The organism is Faecousia intestinalis (assembly GCF_040096185.1).
In the GTDB taxonomy this organism is placed as follows: domain Bacteria; phylum Bacillota; class Clostridia; order Oscillospirales; family Oscillospiraceae; genus JAZOXB01.
Genome location: NZ_JBBMFF010000135.1, coordinates 1 through 18,143, shown reverse-complemented (window position 1 = coordinate 18,143; position 18,143 = coordinate 1). Strand labels below are relative to the sequence as shown.

Annotated in this window: 17 protein-coding genes; 8 read left to right on the top strand and 9 right to left on the bottom strand. The window is 59.3% G+C overall.

What is annotated here, in order from left to right; genetic code table 11:
• Positions 1-323 (top strand): leucine-rich repeat domain-containing protein (locus WMO66_RS02875; RefSeq protein ID WP_349134904.1); only part of this gene is annotated, 323 nt, incomplete at its 5' end.
• 200 nt (positions 324-523) lie between these two features.
• On the opposite strand, the gene WMO66_RS02870 is transcribed toward WMO66_RS02875, so the two are convergent.
• Together WMO66_RS02870 and WMO66_RS02865 are read right to left on the bottom strand one after the other, a co-directional pair.
• Positions 524-1,456 (bottom strand): hypothetical protein, encoded by a 933-nt coding sequence (locus WMO66_RS02870; protein WP_349134903.1) that lies wholly within the window; start codon positions 1,454-1,456, stop codon positions 524-526.
• Between the two features lie 15 nt (positions 1,457-1,471).
• Positions 1,472-2,608 carry a DUF6076 domain-containing protein gene (locus tag WMO66_RS02865; RefSeq protein ID WP_349134902.1) on the bottom strand — a complete coding sequence of 379 codons (1,137 nt, stop codon included), beginning with the start codon at positions 2,606-2,608 and terminating at the stop codon, positions 1,472-1,474.
• A 314-nt stretch (positions 2,609-2,922) separates the two neighbouring features.
• On the opposite strand from WMO66_RS02865, the gene WMO66_RS02860 reads away from it, so the two are divergent.
• The 7 genes from WMO66_RS02860 (at position 2,923) to WMO66_RS02830 (ending at position 8,711) form a co-directional block, all read left to right on the top strand.
• Positions 2,923-3,849, top strand: coding sequence for a ParM/StbA family protein (locus WMO66_RS02860; protein ID WP_349134901.1), 927 nt, complete (start codon positions 2,923-2,925; stop codon positions 3,847-3,849).
• Complete coding sequence (locus WMO66_RS02855) at positions 3,846-4,130, top strand: hypothetical protein (RefSeq protein ID WP_349134900.1); 285 nt, start codon at positions 3,846-3,848, stop codon at positions 4,128-4,130. Before WMO66_RS02860 ends, WMO66_RS02855 begins: the two co-directional genes overlap by 4 nt.
• Before the next feature lie 247 nt (positions 4,131-4,377).
• Positions 4,378-4,653, top strand: coding sequence for a plasmid mobilization protein (locus tag WMO66_RS02850; RefSeq protein WP_349134899.1), 276 nt, complete (start codon positions 4,378-4,380; stop codon positions 4,651-4,653).
• 6 nt (positions 4,654-4,659) lie between these two features.
• Positions 4,660-6,039 (top strand): relaxase/mobilization nuclease domain-containing protein, encoded by a 1,380-nt coding sequence (locus WMO66_RS02845; RefSeq protein ID WP_349134898.1) that lies wholly within the window; start codon positions 4,660-4,662, stop codon positions 6,037-6,039.
• The gene (locus tag WMO66_RS02840) at positions 6,036-6,878 is read left to right on the top strand and encodes a ParB/RepB/Spo0J family partition protein (protein ID WP_349134897.1); all 843 of its coding nucleotides are present in this window, start codon (positions 6,036-6,038) and stop codon (positions 6,876-6,878) included. Before WMO66_RS02845 ends, WMO66_RS02840 begins: the two co-directional genes overlap by 4 nt.
• Positions 6,879-6,890: 12 nt before the next feature.
• A complete protein-coding gene (locus tag WMO66_RS02835) occupies positions 6,891-7,043 on the top strand; it encodes a hypothetical protein (protein ID WP_349134896.1) in 153 nt (50 codons plus the stop codon).
• Between the two features lie 81 nt (positions 7,044-7,124).
• The gene (locus tag WMO66_RS02830; protein WP_349134895.1) at positions 7,125-8,711 is read left to right on the top strand and encodes a recombinase family protein; all 1,587 of its coding nucleotides are present in this window, start codon (positions 7,125-7,127) and stop codon (positions 8,709-8,711) included.
• Here the strand turns inward: WMO66_RS02830 and WMO66_RS02825 are convergent.
• The 7 genes from WMO66_RS02825 to WMO66_RS02795 are packed head-to-tail and all read right to left on the bottom strand — an operon-like array spanning position 8,693 to position 17,810.
• On the bottom strand, positions 8,693-12,511 hold the full coding sequence (locus WMO66_RS02825; RefSeq protein ID WP_349134894.1) for an S-layer homology domain-containing protein: 3,819 nt from the start codon (positions 12,509-12,511) through the stop codon (positions 8,693-8,695). The two genes, WMO66_RS02830 and WMO66_RS02825, sit on opposite strands and share 19 nt — an antisense overlap.
• Positions 12,508-13,293: an ABC transporter ATP-binding protein gene (locus WMO66_RS02820; RefSeq protein WP_349134893.1), complete on the bottom strand. Its 786-nt coding sequence runs from the start codon at positions 13,291-13,293 to the stop codon at positions 12,508-12,510. Before WMO66_RS02820 ends, WMO66_RS02825 begins: the two co-directional genes overlap by 4 nt.
• Entirely contained in the window at positions 13,283-14,305 is a 1,023-nt protein-coding gene (locus WMO66_RS02815) for a FecCD family ABC transporter permease (RefSeq protein ID WP_349134892.1), read from the bottom strand. Before WMO66_RS02815 ends, WMO66_RS02820 begins: the two co-directional genes overlap by 11 nt.
• 4 nt (positions 14,306-14,309) lie before the next feature.
• The gene (locus tag WMO66_RS02810) at positions 14,310-14,678 is read right to left on the bottom strand and encodes a DUF2149 domain-containing protein (protein ID WP_349134891.1); all 369 of its coding nucleotides are present in this window, start codon (positions 14,676-14,678) and stop codon (positions 14,310-14,312) included.
• Positions 14,675-15,295, bottom strand: a complete 621-nt coding sequence (locus tag WMO66_RS02805; protein WP_349134890.1) for a MotA/TolQ/ExbB proton channel family protein — start codon at positions 15,293-15,295, stop codon at positions 14,675-14,677. Before WMO66_RS02805 ends, WMO66_RS02810 begins: the two co-directional genes overlap by 4 nt.
• The gene (locus tag WMO66_RS02800; RefSeq protein ID WP_349134889.1) at positions 15,292-16,722 is read right to left on the bottom strand and encodes a hypothetical protein; all 1,431 of its coding nucleotides are present in this window, start codon (positions 16,720-16,722) and stop codon (positions 15,292-15,294) included. Before WMO66_RS02800 ends, WMO66_RS02805 begins: the two co-directional genes overlap by 4 nt.
• On the bottom strand, positions 16,719-17,810 hold the full coding sequence (locus WMO66_RS02795) for an ABC transporter substrate-binding protein (protein WP_349134888.1): 1,092 nt from the start codon (positions 17,808-17,810) through the stop codon (positions 16,719-16,721). Before WMO66_RS02795 ends, WMO66_RS02800 begins: the two co-directional genes overlap by 4 nt.
• Between the last annotated feature and the right edge of the window lie 333 nt (positions 17,811-18,143).

Genomic DNA, 18,143 nt, shown 5'->3' with positions numbered 1-18,143 from the left:
CATCCATCGGGGAATACGCATTCTCCGGCTGCAGCGGCCTGACCAGCATTGCGATTCCTGACTCCGTAACATCCATCTGGGAATACGCATTCTACGGCTGCAGAAGTCTGACCAGCATTGCGATTCCTGACTCCGTAACATCCATCTGGGAATCCGCATTCGAAGACTGCAGCAGCCTGACCGGAATTGCGATTCCTGACTCTGTCACATCTATCGGGGATAACGCATTCAGGGGCTGCCCGAAACTGTCAATTCACGCATCCGTCGGCAGCTGCGCCGAAGCCTATGCAAGGGAAAACAACCTCCCTTTCGCAGCGGAATAAATGTAAAATTTAGGGAACCTCTGATTTACTTTGCGCTACCATAGAGGTTCCCTAAGCTGAACAATGATTCTTTTAATGAAGAAATCGCAAAATGTATGTACAGGCAGCTGATTTGGGATGCTCCTCATTCGAATATACAACTAAATTGCAACAGCGCCGTGCCGCTTGGCAAAAGCCTTGCAGTACGGCGCTGTTTCGCTTTATCCAAACAGGTAGCGATAGTCATTATCCGTTTCAATATGCTTTCTCATTTTCTCCATAGCTGCATAGAAGGTCCGCTCGGACGCTTTATCTGACTTGCGGCTGGCGGAATGGGAGATTTCTTCAAATGGCATGGGCTTTATAGGCTTGTACTCGACCTCGCCGTTTATCCGAACCACCTTCTTTGTGGACCAGCAGTTGTCGCAGAAGCCCAGATGTTTGGCGACCGTGCGCTGCTCTCGGTAGGTAAGGTTGTCGTAGGCTTCATACAGGGCGGCATACAGCACCGCCCGAAAATACAGCTTGTCTGGCTGAGAGGCGGCGTCCACCGTCACATCCTCACCCGTTTCCTCACCGTCCTCATCGAATTGCGGGTAGAAATCCGCCCGCCGCTCGTTCAGGGTCCCTATTGTAATGTATCGGTTTGCGGTCCTGGCATCCATTCCGACTTCATCGGCAATTCGCCGAATGCTGTCGTCCGTGGCGTTATCGTCGCCTTGGTGGTAGATAGCCATAATGCGTTTTAACACCGGATAGGTGTCCGCCGTCATGATAACCGCGCCGCTCTGCGCCGTGCGGATGTAGTCCTCGATACTATCCGAAATATACTGCTTCTGAAAGGCGGCAAACGGAACGCCTATGGACGGATCGTACTTTTGCAGGGCAGCCAAAATCCCGCACACCGCCGCCTGCTTGATGTCCGCAAAATGCTCCGGCAGCCCGTAACGCTGGCAGGCATCCTGCGCCAGCTTGTTCAGCATCGGCTCCCGGTCGTGCAGATACCACGACAGATACTTGTCCTCATTTTCGGCAAAAAATAGCTCGATATATTCCTGCGGCGGCAGCTTGGGCGGCACAGGATCAAGGTGGTACATCCGGTGCTCCAAAAGTGCTTGCTGCTTTCTGCGAGTTTCGTTCAGTTCTTCGGTCACCGGCTGCACCTCCTGTCATTTCATTCTTTTGCCCGTGTCAGCGTACAGCTTGGCACGCTCCAAATCCGCATAATAATTTGTCTTGGCATAGGCATCGTCCTCCTCCGCCTGTTCCAAGCGCCGCTTCGCCATGGCCTGTGCCGCCGCTGCAAATTCCGCTGTTATCGTTCCACGGCTCTTTTCGGAGCGGATGGCGGCGCGGCGTTTTTCGTAAGTAGCCTTGAGGGGATTATCCTTCGCTCGCTCCGCCTTGCCCTGAATGACGGCGTACCGACGGCAGGAAATTTTCTCACCATGGTATCGCTCCGGTACTGTGCCGTAGGAGCAGTATTTCTGCCGCCGGGCGCTTTGCATCAGAAAATACTGTCCGCAAACCTCACACTTCCTTGGGTAATGCCCGTAGTGCAGTCCCTCAAAGAAGTCAGTCAGTACAAAGCTGTAATAGCTTTCAAAGGTCATCCTCCGGGCAGTCACCAGAATCCGGCTGTTCCGCCGCTTTGGGAGGGCGATATATTCCGTGTTCAGCGGGAAGATAGCTTTCCCGAATATCTCCGCCGCAAGGGGCAGCAGGTGCTGTTCATCGAAGCGTTCTGCCTCGTCCAGACGGGAAACAAATTGCCGGAGCTGTGTGAAGGCCCTGTGCATATCCTCCGGGATGGCATCGTAAAAGCAGAGGGTTTGCAAGACTGTTGCGCACAGTGTTTCGCCCTTTCTGAAAAGGGGCTTATCATATTCCGGTGGAAGGATTCCTAAGCTGATTGCTCCCTGATCCTGCTGCGCAGCCGCCGCCCTTCGGCGGAAGTACTCCTGTATGGCAGGGGCGTTCTCTTGGATAAATAATTCTGAAACGCGCTGCTTCTCTGCGGCAATGTCCAGCGAGGAAAAGGGCTTCAGCTTCGGCAGGGTTTTCAGGATTGTCAGGATTTCTTCCCCGGCCTTGAGAAAATCCGTTTCGTTCAGGTATCCGGCGGCAAGCTGTTCCTGCACATTCCAGTTGTGCTGCCGGAATACGGCAATCCGGGCAGCGGTATCATTTTTGTAGTACAGGTTCAGCAGATGCACCGCAAAAGTTCCCGCCCCATAGCTCTTGCCGCCGATATGCACCCGCCCATCCCGGTAGACGGCGGTTAAAAGGCCCATACCATCGTTCATACACTCACCTTCCTCATGAATTCTATCAAACAATCTGTCCCATAAGCAGGACAGAATCCTTTTTCACTTTTTTCAAGAAATATTTTTACTGCTCACCGTATATAGAACATTCGTTCCATATAACTATATCAGAAAAGGTCCGTATTTTCAAGGCTTTTCCCAATGTTGCGGTCATTACTTTTGCCGTGTTGCTGAATCCATGCCTTTTTTCGCCATTTCCCCCATTCAATATATAGAAGGCAGTCATTGAGCCGCTGGGGTCATCCCCGGCAGCTTTTTTGCTGCCCGAAAAAAATAAAAAGGAGAAATGCAAAATGAAAACAATGAACAACACCAAAATCATCGGCATCGACCACGGCTATGGGAATATGAAAACCGCAAACTGTTGTTTTCCGACCGGCGTGCTGAAAAGCAACACAGAACCTGTTTTTACCGGCGATTTGCTGGTATGGGAAGGGCGCTACTATTCCATTGACGTGGGGCACAAAGAGTTTACGGCCAACAAGTTCAGCGACGAGGAGTACTATGTGCTGACTCTTGCGGCCATTGCCCGAGAGCTGCGGCGGGAGCAGCTGACCGAAGCCAGGGTCTTTATCGCTGCCGGTCTGCCGCTGACTTGGGTCAGCGAGCAGAAAACGGAATTTAAGGACTACCTGCTTCAGCACAGAGAGGTAGAATTCACCTTCAGAAACACAAGCTATCATATTCAGATTGTCGGTGCCGAGATCTACCCGCAGGGCTTTGCTGCCGTTGCGGACAAGCTCAGCGAATTCGGCGGCGTGAATATGCTCTGCGACATTGGAAACGGTACAATGAATCTTCTTCGGATTGTAAACCGCAAGCCAGATCCCCAGCGGATGTTTACCGAGAAATACGGTACTCACCAGTGCGCCCTGCTCGTCCGGGAACAGATGATGAAATGCCACCATGCGACGCTGGATGATGAGGTTATTACCGAAATTCTCAAAAGAGGTGCGGAGGATATGGACGGCGAGTATCTGAAAACAGCACTTGATACCGCCAGAGCTTACACCGCCGGAATCTTTCGCCGCCTTCGGGAGCACGAGTACGACCCGAAGCTGATGAAGCTGTATGTGGTGGGCGGCGGAGGCTGCCTGATCCGCAATTTCGCGGAGTATGATTCCAGCAGGGTTTTCATCAACGAAGACATTTGCGCTACTGCCAAGGGCTATGAGCATGTGGCTCTGGTGACGCTGAAAAGGAACGGCGGTGCGGCATGAACATCAAGCGGCTGACCATCCGGTTCAATCTGCAAAATGAGGAGGAACGTCGGGCATGGGAATATCTGCACAGTCGGGATGGACCATCTCTCAGTAAAGACGTCATCCGCATTCTGAATGCCGCAGAGCAATACGAGGATTTGCAGATGCTCATCCGACAGACGATCACGGAGGCATTGCAAGGGGTGACAGTTCCCGCTTCTTTGCCAGCAATGGCAGAAAGCGCTGACAGTATCGAGAATGACACCGTCATGCTGGACTTTCTTGACGGCTTTCTGTGACGCCCGTTATGGCGTCACAGTTTCTGCCAGGCGATTGGGGCGACGCCAAAAGCGGCGTCGCCTGATATGCCAAGGGTTCAGGAGATATGGCAGAGCAGCAGGGCTGAGAACGAAGCGGAGAAGTCGTGTCTCACGGTATAACAAGCAGGGACTTTGTGTGCCAAAGTCCCAATCAGAAGCCGCCCGGTAAGGCGGCTTTACCCTTTGGGGGCTGCCGCCCCCAATCCCCCGGAAAGGAGCGATGCGTATGGGGAAAGATATACGAATAGCTGTGCGTGTCACGGCAAGAGAAAAGGATAAAATCCAAGCCAAAGCTCGAAAGTGCGGGCTTTCAACAACAGAATATGTCAAGCAAAGAGCGTTGGGGTACGAGCCGAGAACGGTTCCGCCTGACGCTCTTTTTGCTTGCCTTGAAAAGCTGGGCGAGCTTGAAAGCAAGACAAATTCGCCGGAGCTGGACGAAGAAATCAACGCTGTGCTGAAGCAAATCGCCGCAGAATTTCTGCTGCCGGGAAAGGGGTGATGCGATGTGGCTGTAACAGGCTTCTGGCCGGTGTATCGGAATCTGAAAGCAACGCTGGACTACGCCGACAATCCCGACAAGACCACCGCCCCGGAATATCTCGACGAGGATCTATACGCCGCCCTGCGTTACGCAGAGAACGACGATAAGACCGACTGCAAGATGTTTGTGGGGGGTATCAACTGCTCGGCGCAGAACGCCTACGCTGAGATGATCGCCGTGCAGCGGCGGTTCGGTCTGCGGGGAAAAGTAGTCGGCTACCACGGCATTCAGAGCTTCCGGGAAGGCGAGGTCACGCCGGAGCAGGCTTTTGAAATCGGCAAAGCCACCGCACGGCGAATGTGGGGAGATAAGTATCAGGTGCTCGTCACTGTCCACCTGAACACAGACAACATTCACTGTCACTTTGTGGTAAACCCCGTGTCATTTAAGGACGGCAGCAAATTCCAAAATAAAATCGGCGACCACAAGGAACTGCGGAAAGTATCTGACCAAATCTGCCGGGAACACGGCTTGTCTGTGCTGGAGAACAGCAAGTTTTACAGCAAGAGCAAGAAAAAAGAATACTGGGTTCACAAGGCCGGAAAGCGCACCCATCGGGATATGCTGCGGCAGGATGTGGACGAGGCGCTGGCCAAGTGCGGCTCCTATACCGAGATTGGATATTATCTCAAATGTTTGGGCTATCGCTTTGAGCGGGACTTCCACTATGCACACTCCTCTGTGATTGCCGACAGCTGGCGGCGGGCTGTCCGCCTCGACAGTCTGGGAGACGGCTACGACAAGGAGAGCATCCGGGAGCGCTGTCTGGAAAACCAGCGGAAGCCGGAGCTATATGCTGTTGCCTACCCGGAGTGGAAGCGAGCGCCGCTGCTGACCATCGAATATCAGCTGCGGCAGGCGCAACGAAAAGATACCGTCACGCTGCTGTTTGAGATTTTCATCACACTCCTGAAAATCTGTACGGGCAGTAACATCGAACAGCAGCAGAGCCGCCCGTTGTCTCCAGCCATGCGGGCGGAGGTGCGAAAGCTGGATGCGACCTTGGAAGAATACAAGCTCCTTTGCGACCGGAAAATCGAGTCGTCAAAGGAGCTTTTCTCGTTTCAGGAGCAGCTGACCGGCAGCATCTCAGAACTGGAGCAGGAGCGCTACGCCCTGCGGCTTCGGCTGCGCCGGGTCAAAACGCCGGAGGAAGAATCGGCGCTGAAAGCACGGGCAAAAGAGCTCACGAAGCGAATCTCGCCCCTGCGGCAGCAGCGGAAAGTCGCCCTGCGCATTGCCCAGCACATCCCGCAGATGCAGGCACTGCTGGAGGCCGAGCGGCAGATTGAGATGAAACATAATAACCTGACACGCAAGAAAGAGAGGAATGCTACCAGATGAAACAGACCAATCTTGCAGTTTCCAAACTGCGCCCCTTTGAAAACAACCCCTATCAAGTCCGGGACGATGCGGAGATGAACGCCCTCATCGAAAGCATTCAGGAGAATGGCATTCTTACACCGCTCATCGTCCGACCGATAGGAAGCACCGACGAATACGAAGTGATCAGCGGCCACCGCCGCTTGCACGCAGCAGTTAAGGCAGGGATCTCAGAAGTCCCTGCCTTGATTTATGCCCTTGACCGGGATGCCGCTGCCATTGCCGTGGTGGACAGCAACCTGCACCGGGAGCATATCCTGCCCAGTGAAAAGGCATTTGCTTACAAGCTGAAGTTGGAGGCACTGTCCCATCAGGGCAAGCGAACGGATTTGACTTCGCCACAAGTTGTGTCGAAGTTGCGCACCGGGGATGTGGTCGGAGAAGCACTAAACGAGAGCCGAGAGACAGTGCGCCGCTATATCCGTCTGACCCATCTCATCCCGGAGCTGCTCACTCTTATGGACGAGAACAAAATGGCACTGTCCGTCGGCGTGGAGCTTTCCTTCCTTGATGAGCAAAGCCAGCGGGAGGTTTTTGAACAGTGCGGTATCAACGACTGCACACCGTCCTATGCTCAAGCCGTCCGTATGCGCAAGGCATTTAACGATTCTAAGCTGGCGACGGAGATGATCCGAAGCATTCTATCCGAGGAAAAGGCAAACCAGAAAGCCCGGCTGAAAATCCCGATGGAGCGCATTTGCAAATATTTCCCGCAGAACTATACCGCCGCTCAGATCGAGGATGCCATTGTAAGGCTCTGCCAGCGGGATTACCGCCGACGAACCGACCGGGAACGATAAGGAGGTGTGCCTATGCCTGAACAGATCACGCAAGAGCAAATTGTTGAAACGGTTACTCAGAACACAGAGGATTATGGCGCACAGATTCCGGAGCACGCCATCCTCCGGCTGGCCAGATTTTTTCTGCCCAAAATGCAGGCAGACTTACAACAGAACGAAAAATGACCATGAGCGTCGGCCACAGCCGCTCGCACATTTGAAGAAATATATGCAAATCAATAAAATACCAAGTAAAGGAGGCGTTATATGAATGCAGTGATTTATGCCCGCTATTCGTCGGATCGTCAGCGGGAAGAATCCATTGAGGGGCAGCTTCGGGAATGTACGGAATACGCCCAAAAGAATCATCTGACCTTGCTTGGCACCTACGTCGACCGGGCACTGTCTGCCAGAACGGCGGACAGGCCCGACTTTCAGCGCATGATTGCAGACAGTGCCAAGGGCTTATTTGATGCCGTTCTGGTCTGGAAGCTGGACCGTTTTTCCCGTGACCGTTATGACAGTGCCCACTACAAGCATATCTTGAAAAAGAACGGCGTTCGGGTAATCTCCATCAAGGAAAACATCTCCGACGGGCCGGAAGGCATCATTCTGGAATCCATGCTGGAAGGATACGCCGAATATTACTCCGCCGAGCTTGCGCAAAAGATCCGCCGGGGGCAGCAGGAGAATGCAATCAAGTGTATGAATAACGGTGGCAATGTTCCCCTTGGCTACTATGTAAATAAGACCACCGGGAAATTGGACATTGACCCGGAAACAGCACCGTATGTCCGGGAATTGTTTTCTCGGTATGCCGCCGGAGAACGGTTAACCGTTCTCCAAGCAGAAATGGAGGAACGGGGGATTCGTTCCAAACGAGGTAATGCGTATACGGTCAGCGTCCTCAGCAATCTTCTTAAAAACCGTAAGTATATCGGGGAGTATAAATACGGAAGCGTTGTCACACCGGGTGGAATCCCGGCGATCATTGAAAAAGACTTATTTGAAAGGGTACAGATGCGTATGACAGCAAACAAAAGAGCACCCGCACGGGCAAAGGCAAATGAAGAATATTTGCTTACCACGAAGCTGTTCTGCGGCGATTGCGGGCGGCTGATGGCCGGAGAAAGTGGCAGAGGTCATAAAGGTGTCGTTTATCAGTATTACAAATGCGGCGGAGCAAAACGAAAGTTGGGCTGCAAGAAGAAAGCTGTCAGAAAGCAGTGGATTGAGGATGTTGTCGTAAAACTGACCGTTTCTCAGGTGCTGACTGACACGGCCATTGACCGCATCGCAAACGCCATCGTTGTCATGCAGGAGCAAGAGGACACCGTTACCCCGGTGCTGAAGCAGCAGCTTCAGCAATGTGAGGCAGAAATTCGAAATGTGATGAAGGCAATTCGACAGGGAATCATCACGGATACGACCAAAGAGTGTCTGGAGGATTTGGAATCTCAGCGGGAATCCCTGCGGGGCAGCATTGCTCAGCTGCAACTGGAACGCCGCAAATTCAGCAAGGAGGAGATCGTAGACTGGATCAGCCGGTACAGGGACGGCAACATCAGCGATCCGGAGTATCGGCGAGAAATCATTGACACCTTTGTAAATTCGGTCTATGTCTATGATGACAAGCTGATCCTCACCTACAATTATAAAGACGGCAGTCAGACGCTGACCTTGCAGGAGGTTGAAGCTGCCCTGAGTTCGGATTTAACCGGAATATGTCCACCATATAAATCCCGCTGGCAGCAGTCAGCGGGACTTTTTTTGTCTATCTCTGCAAATCAGCCGGGCGGCGGACTTTTTCGGTCCACCGCCCGGCGTTTTTCTGCTTATGCCGCGCCGAGGTAGCGCATCAGGATGACGGCGACCTGCGCGCGCGTGGCGTTCTGCTGCGGCGCAAGGTAGTCCACCCCGCCCTCGCGCGTTCCGGCGATCAGTCCCGCCGCGTTGGCCCAGGACAGGGCGTCATAGGCCCAGCCGCTGACGGCTCCGCCGTCCGGGAAGCTGCCGAGGTCCGCGCGCCCGCCGGTCGGAACGCCGCGCAGGCCTGCATAGCGATACAGGATCGTGGCGATCTGCTCACGCGTGACATTGCCGTCCGGCTCGAATTTCCCGCCGCCGACGCCGTTGACGACGCCGTTTTCGGCCGCCCACGCGACGGCCTCCGTATACCACTGGCCGCGCGGCACATCCGTAAAACTACTGCCGCCCGCCGCGGCGGGCTTACCGTCCATGCGCCAGAGCACCGTAACGAGCATGGCGCGCGTCATCGGCTCGTCCGGGCTGAACGTATCGGCAGACGTACCCTGGAACAGACCGTGCTGATAGGCGAATTTCACACCGGAATAGAACCAGTCGCTCGTGCGGACGTCGCGGAACGGGTCGTTCCACGGCCGTTCCGTTCCGGACCAGCGCGGGTCCTTCGCGCCGCACACTGTGCACGCGCCGTTGCGGTACTGATGTCCCGCAGCCGGGACGGCCTCGCCGTGCGTGATCTCCGTGCCGCAGGCCTTACAGACCGTGTCGCCGGTGTAACCCGCCTCCGTGCAGGTGGCCGCGCGGGCGTCGCGCAGCTCCGTCTCCAGATGGGCGCAGCGCGCAGAGGCGGGAAGCTCCGGATAGGCTCCGTTTTCCAGCATGAAGCAGCCGTTTTTGTCCAGCTGCCGCAGGAAGGACAGCGCAGCGAATTCTGCCGCCGTGCGCGCCGCCGTGCCGGATGCCTCCGCCTTGCCGCCGACGGCGGTACCGCAGGAATCCGCGCGGTAATAGAGATTTTCGCGCACATTTGTCGAACGGCTGCTGTCCCGGCCGATCAGGCCGCCCGCCGTTCCGGCCGCCGCGCTGACCGCGCCGTAGCTGAAGCAATTTTCTGCGCGGTAATCGTTTCCGTAGCCGATCAGGCCGCCCGTGCCGGAGGAGGCATAGGTATGGGCATTGCGCACCTCGCCGGCGCTGTAGCAGTCGGTGAGTGACGACGCTCCCTCCGTCATGCACGCACCGGCCACGCCGCCCAGATACCAGCCGCTGCCGGTGACGGCTCCGTAATTCGCGCAGCGGAGCAGGCTGCCGCCGATGCGTCCGGCCACGCCGCCGATGCCCGTGGCCGCACCGTTTCCGGTCACGGCGCCGCGGTTCACGCAGCCGGTCAGTGTGCTTTCCTTGTCGTTGACCACACCGGCGAGGCCGCCGACGCCGTCCGTGCCCGTGACGGCCCCGAGGTTGGTGCAGCCCGTCAGGCTGCTTGCCCCGTCGAGGAGTGCGGCGATGCCGCCCGCCTTTTCGCCGGTCGAAGTCACGGCCGCTTCATTCACGCAGCCAAGGAACTGCGTGTTCTTCGCCTGCGCCGCGATCCCGGCCGCGCTGCCGTTGGCTCTTGCCGTTCCGGTTACGCGGATGTTTTTGAGCACCGCGCCGTCCGCCGCAAGGAAGAGGGCAGCGCCGCTGCCGGTCGACTCCGCCGTCATCTCCGTGATGCGGTAGCCGTTGCCGTCAAACGTGCCCGCAAACGGGGCCTGCGTGCTGCCGATGCCGTCGAACCAGCGGACGCTGCGGTTGAAGGTCTTGTCGTCATTTGCCAGCGAGATATCCGCGCCGAGCAGGACGGTCTTGCCCGCGAAGGAATTGCCCTGCTTGACCAGCTGGGCCAGGCCCGCCAGCTGCCGCGCCGACGTCAGGGTGAAGCGGTCGGCCGACGGCGTATACCAGTCCGTCTCGGCCAGCTGCGTCCAGACCTTGTGCGTCGTGTAGGCCGTGGCGCGCAGGCGCAGTGAGGCGCTCGCGATCCGGCTCGTGACGGTGAATTTCCCGGTGTCCGTGCTTTTCTCCGTCTGGGCCGCATCCTGGAAGGTGAAATAATAGCGGAATTTCCCGTTGTAGACATAGCTCAGATCCTCCGGCTCTGCGCCTTCCGCCAGCGTGGCCGTAGCCGTCAGCACGTCGCCCTCATAGAGCGGGTCGCCGTCCGCCACGGGATAGTCCGTCACGCGCCGCGCGGTCCCGTTTTCCATCACCGTGCCGTCCTTCTTCACCGTGATGGGGAAGGCCGAATCGTTTTCGATGTACAGTGTACCCGCCGTCATGCGGGAGAACACGCCGCTGACGGCCGCGTCCGCCGTCACGGTCGCATAGGGGCCGGTCAGGGTCCTGCCGTCCAGCGTATAGGTTCGGAAGGCCCAGCCGATATCCGGCGTATTGGAAAGATGGAGCACCGTGCCGAAGGCCACAGTCTCGCCTGCATCGGCGGCGATCGTACCGCCCTCCGGCTGCGTGATGCGGACGGTGTGGGCCGCCGGGCTGCGCTCAGCCTCCCACGCCAGAACGGGATAGCTCCCCTGCACGGCGGCATAGGCCGCGCCGTTGCAGTTCAGCGCGTCAACGAGCTCCTGCGAGCGCATATCCGCCTTCGGCATGGCCGTGACGGAGACGACGCACGAGAGCGCCGTGCCGCTGTACCAGCCGTTCGAGGCCGGATCGTCGTCGCAGCCCTCGAGATAATAGCAGTCCGATACGGTGTAGCTGCCGTTGTTGTGGCCGCCGATGGCGCGGCCGCGCTGGCTGCCGCTCGAGTCGATCGTGCCGGCGTTATAGCAGTTATAAATGTCCAGCCCGCCGTTGCTGCCGCAGATGCCGCCCGCCGGGCAGGAATAGACCGTCGTGACAGAGCCGGTATTATAGCAGTTGACGATCGCGCCCTCGCTCCAGCCCGCGCCGACGATGCCGCCGACACCCTTGGAGTCCGTATTTTTGACGGAGGCGTGATTCGCGCAGTTCTCCAGATAGATGCCCGTGGGGATGCTGCCGGTGCGGCCGACGATGCCGCCGACCATGCGGCGGCCGTAGATGCTGCCGCTGACGGAGAGATTGCGCACGGCTGGGGCCGTTTCCGGTGCGGCCTCGCCGTCATAGAGGTCGCCCATGTGGCCGATGAGGCCGACGCCCTGCGAATAGGCATAGCCCTTTTCGGCATAGCGGTCGCAGAACAGGTTCGTGATGCGGTGGCCCTGCCCGTCGAGCGTGCCGTTGAAATATGCCGCGATCACGCGCTCCGTGTTGGCGCGGTCCATCGGATACAGGCCGCCGATCGGCGTCCAGTTGCTCGAGCCGCCCATGTTGAGGTCGGCCGTCAGATAGACGGTCTTGTCCGAAAAATCGTGCGCAGCATCGCCGACATGGACCGTGCCATACTGATTGTCGCCGCCCGCGCCGACGAGCAGGTAGTCGTCGACCCGCGTGGAGACGAGCTCGCTGCGGTCGCCCTTGATGCGGTAGTCCGGCGTGCCCGCGTCGACCTGCCCGTTGACGAGGGCCGCAAGGCCCGCGAGCTTTGCAGGCGTGTCGATGGAAAACACCGTCTGCGATGCGTCATACCATGAGATATCGACCGCGCCGTCCCAGACCGTGGTGGAAAAATACTCCGGCCTCACGGTGTAGGTCCCGGCGGGACGGTCAAAGGCATAGGCATAGCCGGCCGCCGTCTCCTCGACCGAAGCAAAGAAGTAGCTCCCGTCGGCCAACTCACAGCGCACCGACGCAAGGTCATAGCCCGCGCGGCGCTCCAGCGTTCCGGTCACCCGCTCCGCGGCAGCTGCGCCGGGCACGAGGCACAGCAGCAGGCAAAGGGAAAGGATCCAGCAGAGAAGTCGTTTCATTCCATGTCCTCCGTTACAATCAGGCTGCGGACCGTGCCACGATCCGTCGGCACCTCCGCAAGGATGGCTTGAATTCCGTAAAGCGTCTGAAGAAGCTGCGGCGTCAGCGCCGTTTCCGTCGGGCCGTCCGCCGCGATATGGCCGCCCTGCAGCGCAAGGACCCGGTGGGCATAGTGCAGGGCATGCTCCGGATTGTGCGTGGAGAGCAGGACGGTGTAGCCGCGCGCGGTCAGCGCCCGGATCTGCGCCAGCACGCGCTGCTGATTGCCAAAGTCCAGATTGGCCGTCGGCTCGTCCATGATGAGAATTTCCGCATTCTGCACGAGCGCGCGGGCGATGAGCGCCAGCTGCCGCTCGCCGCCGGAAATGGTGCCGATGCCCCGCTGCGCAAGCGCCTCGATGCCAAGCCGCTGCAGGGCCTGCATGGCTGCCTCCTGCTGCCGCCGGCCGGGGCGCTGCAGGACATTCATCGTGCCGGTCGTGCCCATGAGCACGGTGTCGATCACGGTATAGTTGAAGATCGGCTCCGACGACTGCGGGATATAGGCGATCTTCTCCGCAGTCTCCCGCCGGGAATAGGCGGAAAGCGGTCTGCCGGAGAGTCGGATCTCCCCCGCCTGCGGCGTCAGGAAGCCCAGCAGGCAGCGAAACAGCGTGCTTTTCCCAGCGCCGTTCGCGCCGAGCACCGCCGTGAGCGTGCCCTTCTGCACGGAAAAGCTCACATCCTGCAGGACGGGCTGCTTTCCGTAGGAAAACGTCAGGTTCTGGACCTCAATTTCCACGCCGCGCACCTCCCGTCAGGATCAGATAGAGGAAGATCGGCGCACCGACGAAGGCCGTCAGAATGCCGAGCGGAATTTCTCCGGCCGTGGCGAGCCGCGCAATGTCGTCCACGACGATCAGGAACGAGGCCCCGAACAGGGCCGCAGCCGGGATCAGCCGCCGGTAGTCATAGCCGAACAGCATCCGGCAGAAATGCGGGATGACAAGGCCGACCCAGCCGATCATGCCGGAGACCGCAACGGACGCCGCCGTCAGCAGCGTTGCGCAGAGGATGACGGTGAATCGCAGCAGGCGGGTATTCACGCCCATGGAGCGCGCCTCCTCCTCGCCGAGCGTCAGCAGGTTCATGCGCCAGCTCAGGATCCACAGCGGCACGAGCCCGAGCGTGACCGGGATCACAAGGAACAGCACATCCCGCGGCTTGATGGAGGAAAGGCTGCCCATCAGCCAGTAGGTAATGGCCGGGAGCTGCTGCTGCGTGTCGGCGACGAGCTTGAGATAGGACGTGCCCGCCGAAAAGAGCGACGAGACCATCATGCCGGCCAAGATGAGGGCAATAGTCTGGTTCGTGCGGCTCATGCAGCTGACGGCATAGGCCGCCGCAACTGCCAGAAGGCCGAACACGAAGGCCGACGCCGAAATGCCGAAATAGCCTGCGCCGAGCAGGATGGCCAGCGCCGCGCCGAAGCCCGCCCCGGTCGACGCGCCGAGAATGTCCGGCGAGACCATGGGGTTCCGGAACATGCCCTGATAGGACACGCCCGCGACTGCCAGCGCCGCGCCGATGAGGGCCGCCGCCGCAACGCGCGGGAGGCGGATCTGGAACACAACGTTCTCCGCACCGTCCCGCCAGCCCGGCTCCGTCTCGGTCAAGCGGGAGAGCAGCAGGCGGAACAGCTCCTTCGGCGTGACGGAAAAGCGCCCGAGCAGCACGGAGCCGAACAGTGCCGCCGCAAAGACGGCCCCCAGCACGGCAAAGCGGCGGGGATAGGCGTGGTTCTGCAGTTTCATGGGCTTAATTTCCGTTTTCTATAATGTAGTATTTTCCTGTCTCGGCGTCGTAGTAGACCTCGCCGAGCTTTTCCATGCCCTCGTCGGTCTCGCCCTCGGTAGAGTCCATTTGCTCCAGCTCCTCCGGCGTGAACGACAGGGCGTCGTCGCGGTCAATGGCGCTCTGGCCGCCCTGCCCCTCGGCCGCGACGGTCTCGCCGACGTTCTCGGAGCTTCTGCCGCCGGTGGAAATGTCCACGTTCCAATGGACGATGAGGGCCAGCATCATGCCGACGGCGAGGACGAGCATCGCATCGGACAGGTTCGAAACGTAGTTCATCGGGTCGACGCTCTCCTCCGAGAAGCGTTCCCCGCGGCGTCTTCTTCTCTTCATGCCGCTTCCTCTTCGCACACGCAGTCCATCAGCGTCTCGAGGTCGGCCATATAGCCGCCGTACCAGCGCTTGCGGAGCGTTGTCACAACGAGGCACACAGCCGCAGCGCACAGGCCCGCGATCGTCGTGTCGAACGCCGTCAGCAGGGACGTGGACAGCGTCTGCGTGTCGCCCTGCCCCAGTGCGATAATGCCGGGGCCGAGCGGGATGAGCGTGCCGAGCAGGCCGAGCATCGGGGCCAGCTTGCTGACAAGCTCCGTGCATTTCAAAATATGGTCATAATGGCTCTGCTCCCGCTCGAGCAGGTTCGCGGCCAGACTTTCGCGCAGCCCGCCGCTGAAATCAGGGTGCTCCGTCAGCTCGAGCAGGGCGGCCTTCTGCCGCCGGTTGAGTTGACTTTTCCGGATGAGCGCGGCCGTGTCGGCCCCCTGCTCCCGCAGCGCGTCGAGCAGGCGCGGCAGGTCCTCGCGCATGTGGCGGTGCTCCGTAAAATACTCGCAGATCAGCCAGCCAACGGAAAACACGGCAAAGCCGAGCGCCAGCACAAGAAATACGACGTCCGGAATTTCCATCGCACCGGCGACGGCGCGCAGAATTTTGTGGAATACAGAAGTCATGATGATCTCCTCCCTCTGGTATAGTAGCGCAGCGCGCACAGCGCGCCGAGTACGGCAAGCGCAAGGGCGCCCGCGCCCGTCAGCAGCAGGAGCTTCCGGTCATCCTCCGGCTGCACCGTAACAACGGTGACAGGAATGGGATCGGCCGCGCCCGGCGCTTCCGCCTGCCCGCCGCCCTGCAGCTGCAAAGCCAGCGCATCGGGCAGGGCGTACATGCGGATGGTCTCCGGGTCCACGGCCGCCGTCGGCTCGACCGGTTCGGATGGCGCCGCCTCGGACGGGCCCGCCTCGGACGGGCCCGGCACGGACGGCGTCGTCTCCCGCGGTTCGGCTCCGCCGGTCGGGGCGGAGGGCCCGCCGCCCGGTCCCTCGGACGGCTCCGTGGACGGCGTTGTCTCCGCCGGCTTCGTCGGTTCCGTCGGCTTTTCCTCGGGCTGCTTTGTCGTGACCTGCCGGTTTTCGGCGATGGACGTCCCGCCGAAGCCGAACGACAGCTCGACCTCTCCCTCGGCGTGCACGGTGTAGTGCACCGTCACGGTCGCAAGGTCGGAATACTGCGCGTCCGGCGTGACGGTGATGCCGGTGATCTCCAGAACGGAGCTGTCGGACGAGGCGATGTCCAGATACTGCGCCAGCGCATCGCGCAGAGCCTGCTGGCCGACGGAAATCTGAAATGTCGCCGAATGCGAGCCGAGCGTGCCGTCCAGCTCCGGCGGCTCCTCCGTGATCTTCGGCGCGCCCTGCAGGGTGATGAACAGCGTGTGCGTATATTTTGCACTCTGGTTCGTGCGGCACTCGAGCGGATAGGACTGGCCAAACAGCAGGCGGAAGCGGTTGCCCGTTCCAAGCGAGGAGTAGTTTGGCGCGGTGTGCTCCGTACCGATCTCATAGCTCACCCAGCTGTCCTCCAGCGCCAGCATCGGCTGGACCGTCCAGCAGTCGTTCCATGCCTCGTCGCCGTCATAGCCGGTCAGCGTGCCGTTTTCGTCATAGACCGGGCTGATGTGCGCAGAGAGATCATTATAATAGTATCGCTGCGTGCCGAACAGGTCGGCATAGGTGAACGAGGTAAAAAAGCCGACGCTCTGGTCGCGGGTGTAGAACGCGACGACCGCAATATCGCCGCTGTAGATCCCGGCGTAGTCCAGCAGGTCCGCAAGATAAAAGCCATAGGCCGAGTCGATGACCGTGTTGTAGGTCCCGTCGTCCGTGCTGCGGAAGAAGGAATAGGCCTCGTTGTGCAGCGGCAGGGCGTCATAGAGCTCGCTCCAGTGGTAGGTCGCGACCTCCACATAGCGGTCCTGCTCCATGCCGTAGTAGCCGACCCTGACCGTCAGCGTATCCGTCACGGTCCCGGCCGCCTCGGCCCCGAGGCAAAGGGACAGGCACAAAAGACCCGCGACCAGGAAGGACATCTTTCGCTTCATTGGCCCTCCCTCCTAGTCTTGCGCGTGGAGCGCGCGAGCAGCTGCTCCGCCTCCTCCGCAGAAAGTTCGTAGTGCCAGAACAGGCGATAGAACTCCTGCGCCTTTTCGACCATGTCATAGTCATAAAGCTCTGGGTACAGCAGATTTCCCAGCCAGTAGATGCCCAGCACGCGGTTGATGGACGGCGGGGAGGACATCCAGTCATACGGCAGGTTTGGAATTTCATAATATGTCCCGTTTTTCACGGCCGTCAGGCCGGACCATTCGCTCTCCGCCAGCGTGTCATACGGCCCGCCCGCCGCCAGAAGGATCACATCCGGATCGCAGGCGTAGACCTCCTCGAGGTTCACGGTCGTGCCGCCGTTTCGGTTGCTGATCTCCTCGGAATGGATGGCGTTCACGGCTCCGACGAGCGACAGCACGTCCGCCTGTACCGAGCCCTCGGCGTTGCAGGCAAGGCCCGTCGCACCCGTGCCGAACAGCACGGTCTTTCGGGCGTCCTGCGGCAGCTTTGCCGAATTCTCCGCCGCCATGGCAAGCGTCTGCTCCAGATAGACCGCCAGCACCTCAGCCTCGGCCTCCCGGTGAAGAAGCCGGCCGAGCTTGCGGTAGGCCTGCGGCATTTCTTCGAGCGTCGCTTCGAGGAAGACCGTCGGGATGCCGGTCTGCTTCTGGATGCCGTCCATATCGCTGCGGACGTTCTCCTTGGCATCGCCAAGGTCGACGATGAGCTGCGGCTCGGCGTCGATCAGTGCCTCCATGTTGAGGTTGGCCTTGCTGCCGTAGAACTGGCCGAACGTCGGCAGCGTCCACATCTCCTCCGGAAAATACGGCCGCTGCGCCGTGCTGGGCGAGCTGGCAAGGCCGACGAGCAGCTCCGGCACGAGCGTCATCAGGATCATCTGTGCCGTCGAGCCGCTGGCTGCGATGCGCGTAATGCCGGCCGGGACCGTCACATCGCGCCCGGCATCGTCGGTGAACACCGTCGTCTCCACGCCCGCCAGCGGGTCATACCGCTTCCCGCCGCAGCCGGAGAACAGGCCCAGCAGCAGGGCGAGGCAGAGCGTCAGCGTCAGGATCTTTTTCATTGGGACCTCCCCGTGATACTTTTCCGAGAATTACCAAAAGGACAAAAAAGCGGATCACTTGCAGGCAAGTCATCCGTGAATACGCCATATCACAGACTTCCTTTTGACCATGCAGAAGATCGTGCCTTTCCGGAAATCACTTCTTTGGATATTATGATACAATGTGCGCCCGGAAATTGCAAGCGATATTTTGCGGGTTCGACAAAGGTGAACGCGGGCAGATTCCGGGGCACAAGGCTTCCGGCCGCGCATTGTATGGGAGGCGGGCGTTCGTCCACTGCCAGCTGCCGTTAGAATGGCATGCACCAATTGCGTCTGTAGCGGCGCTCATTG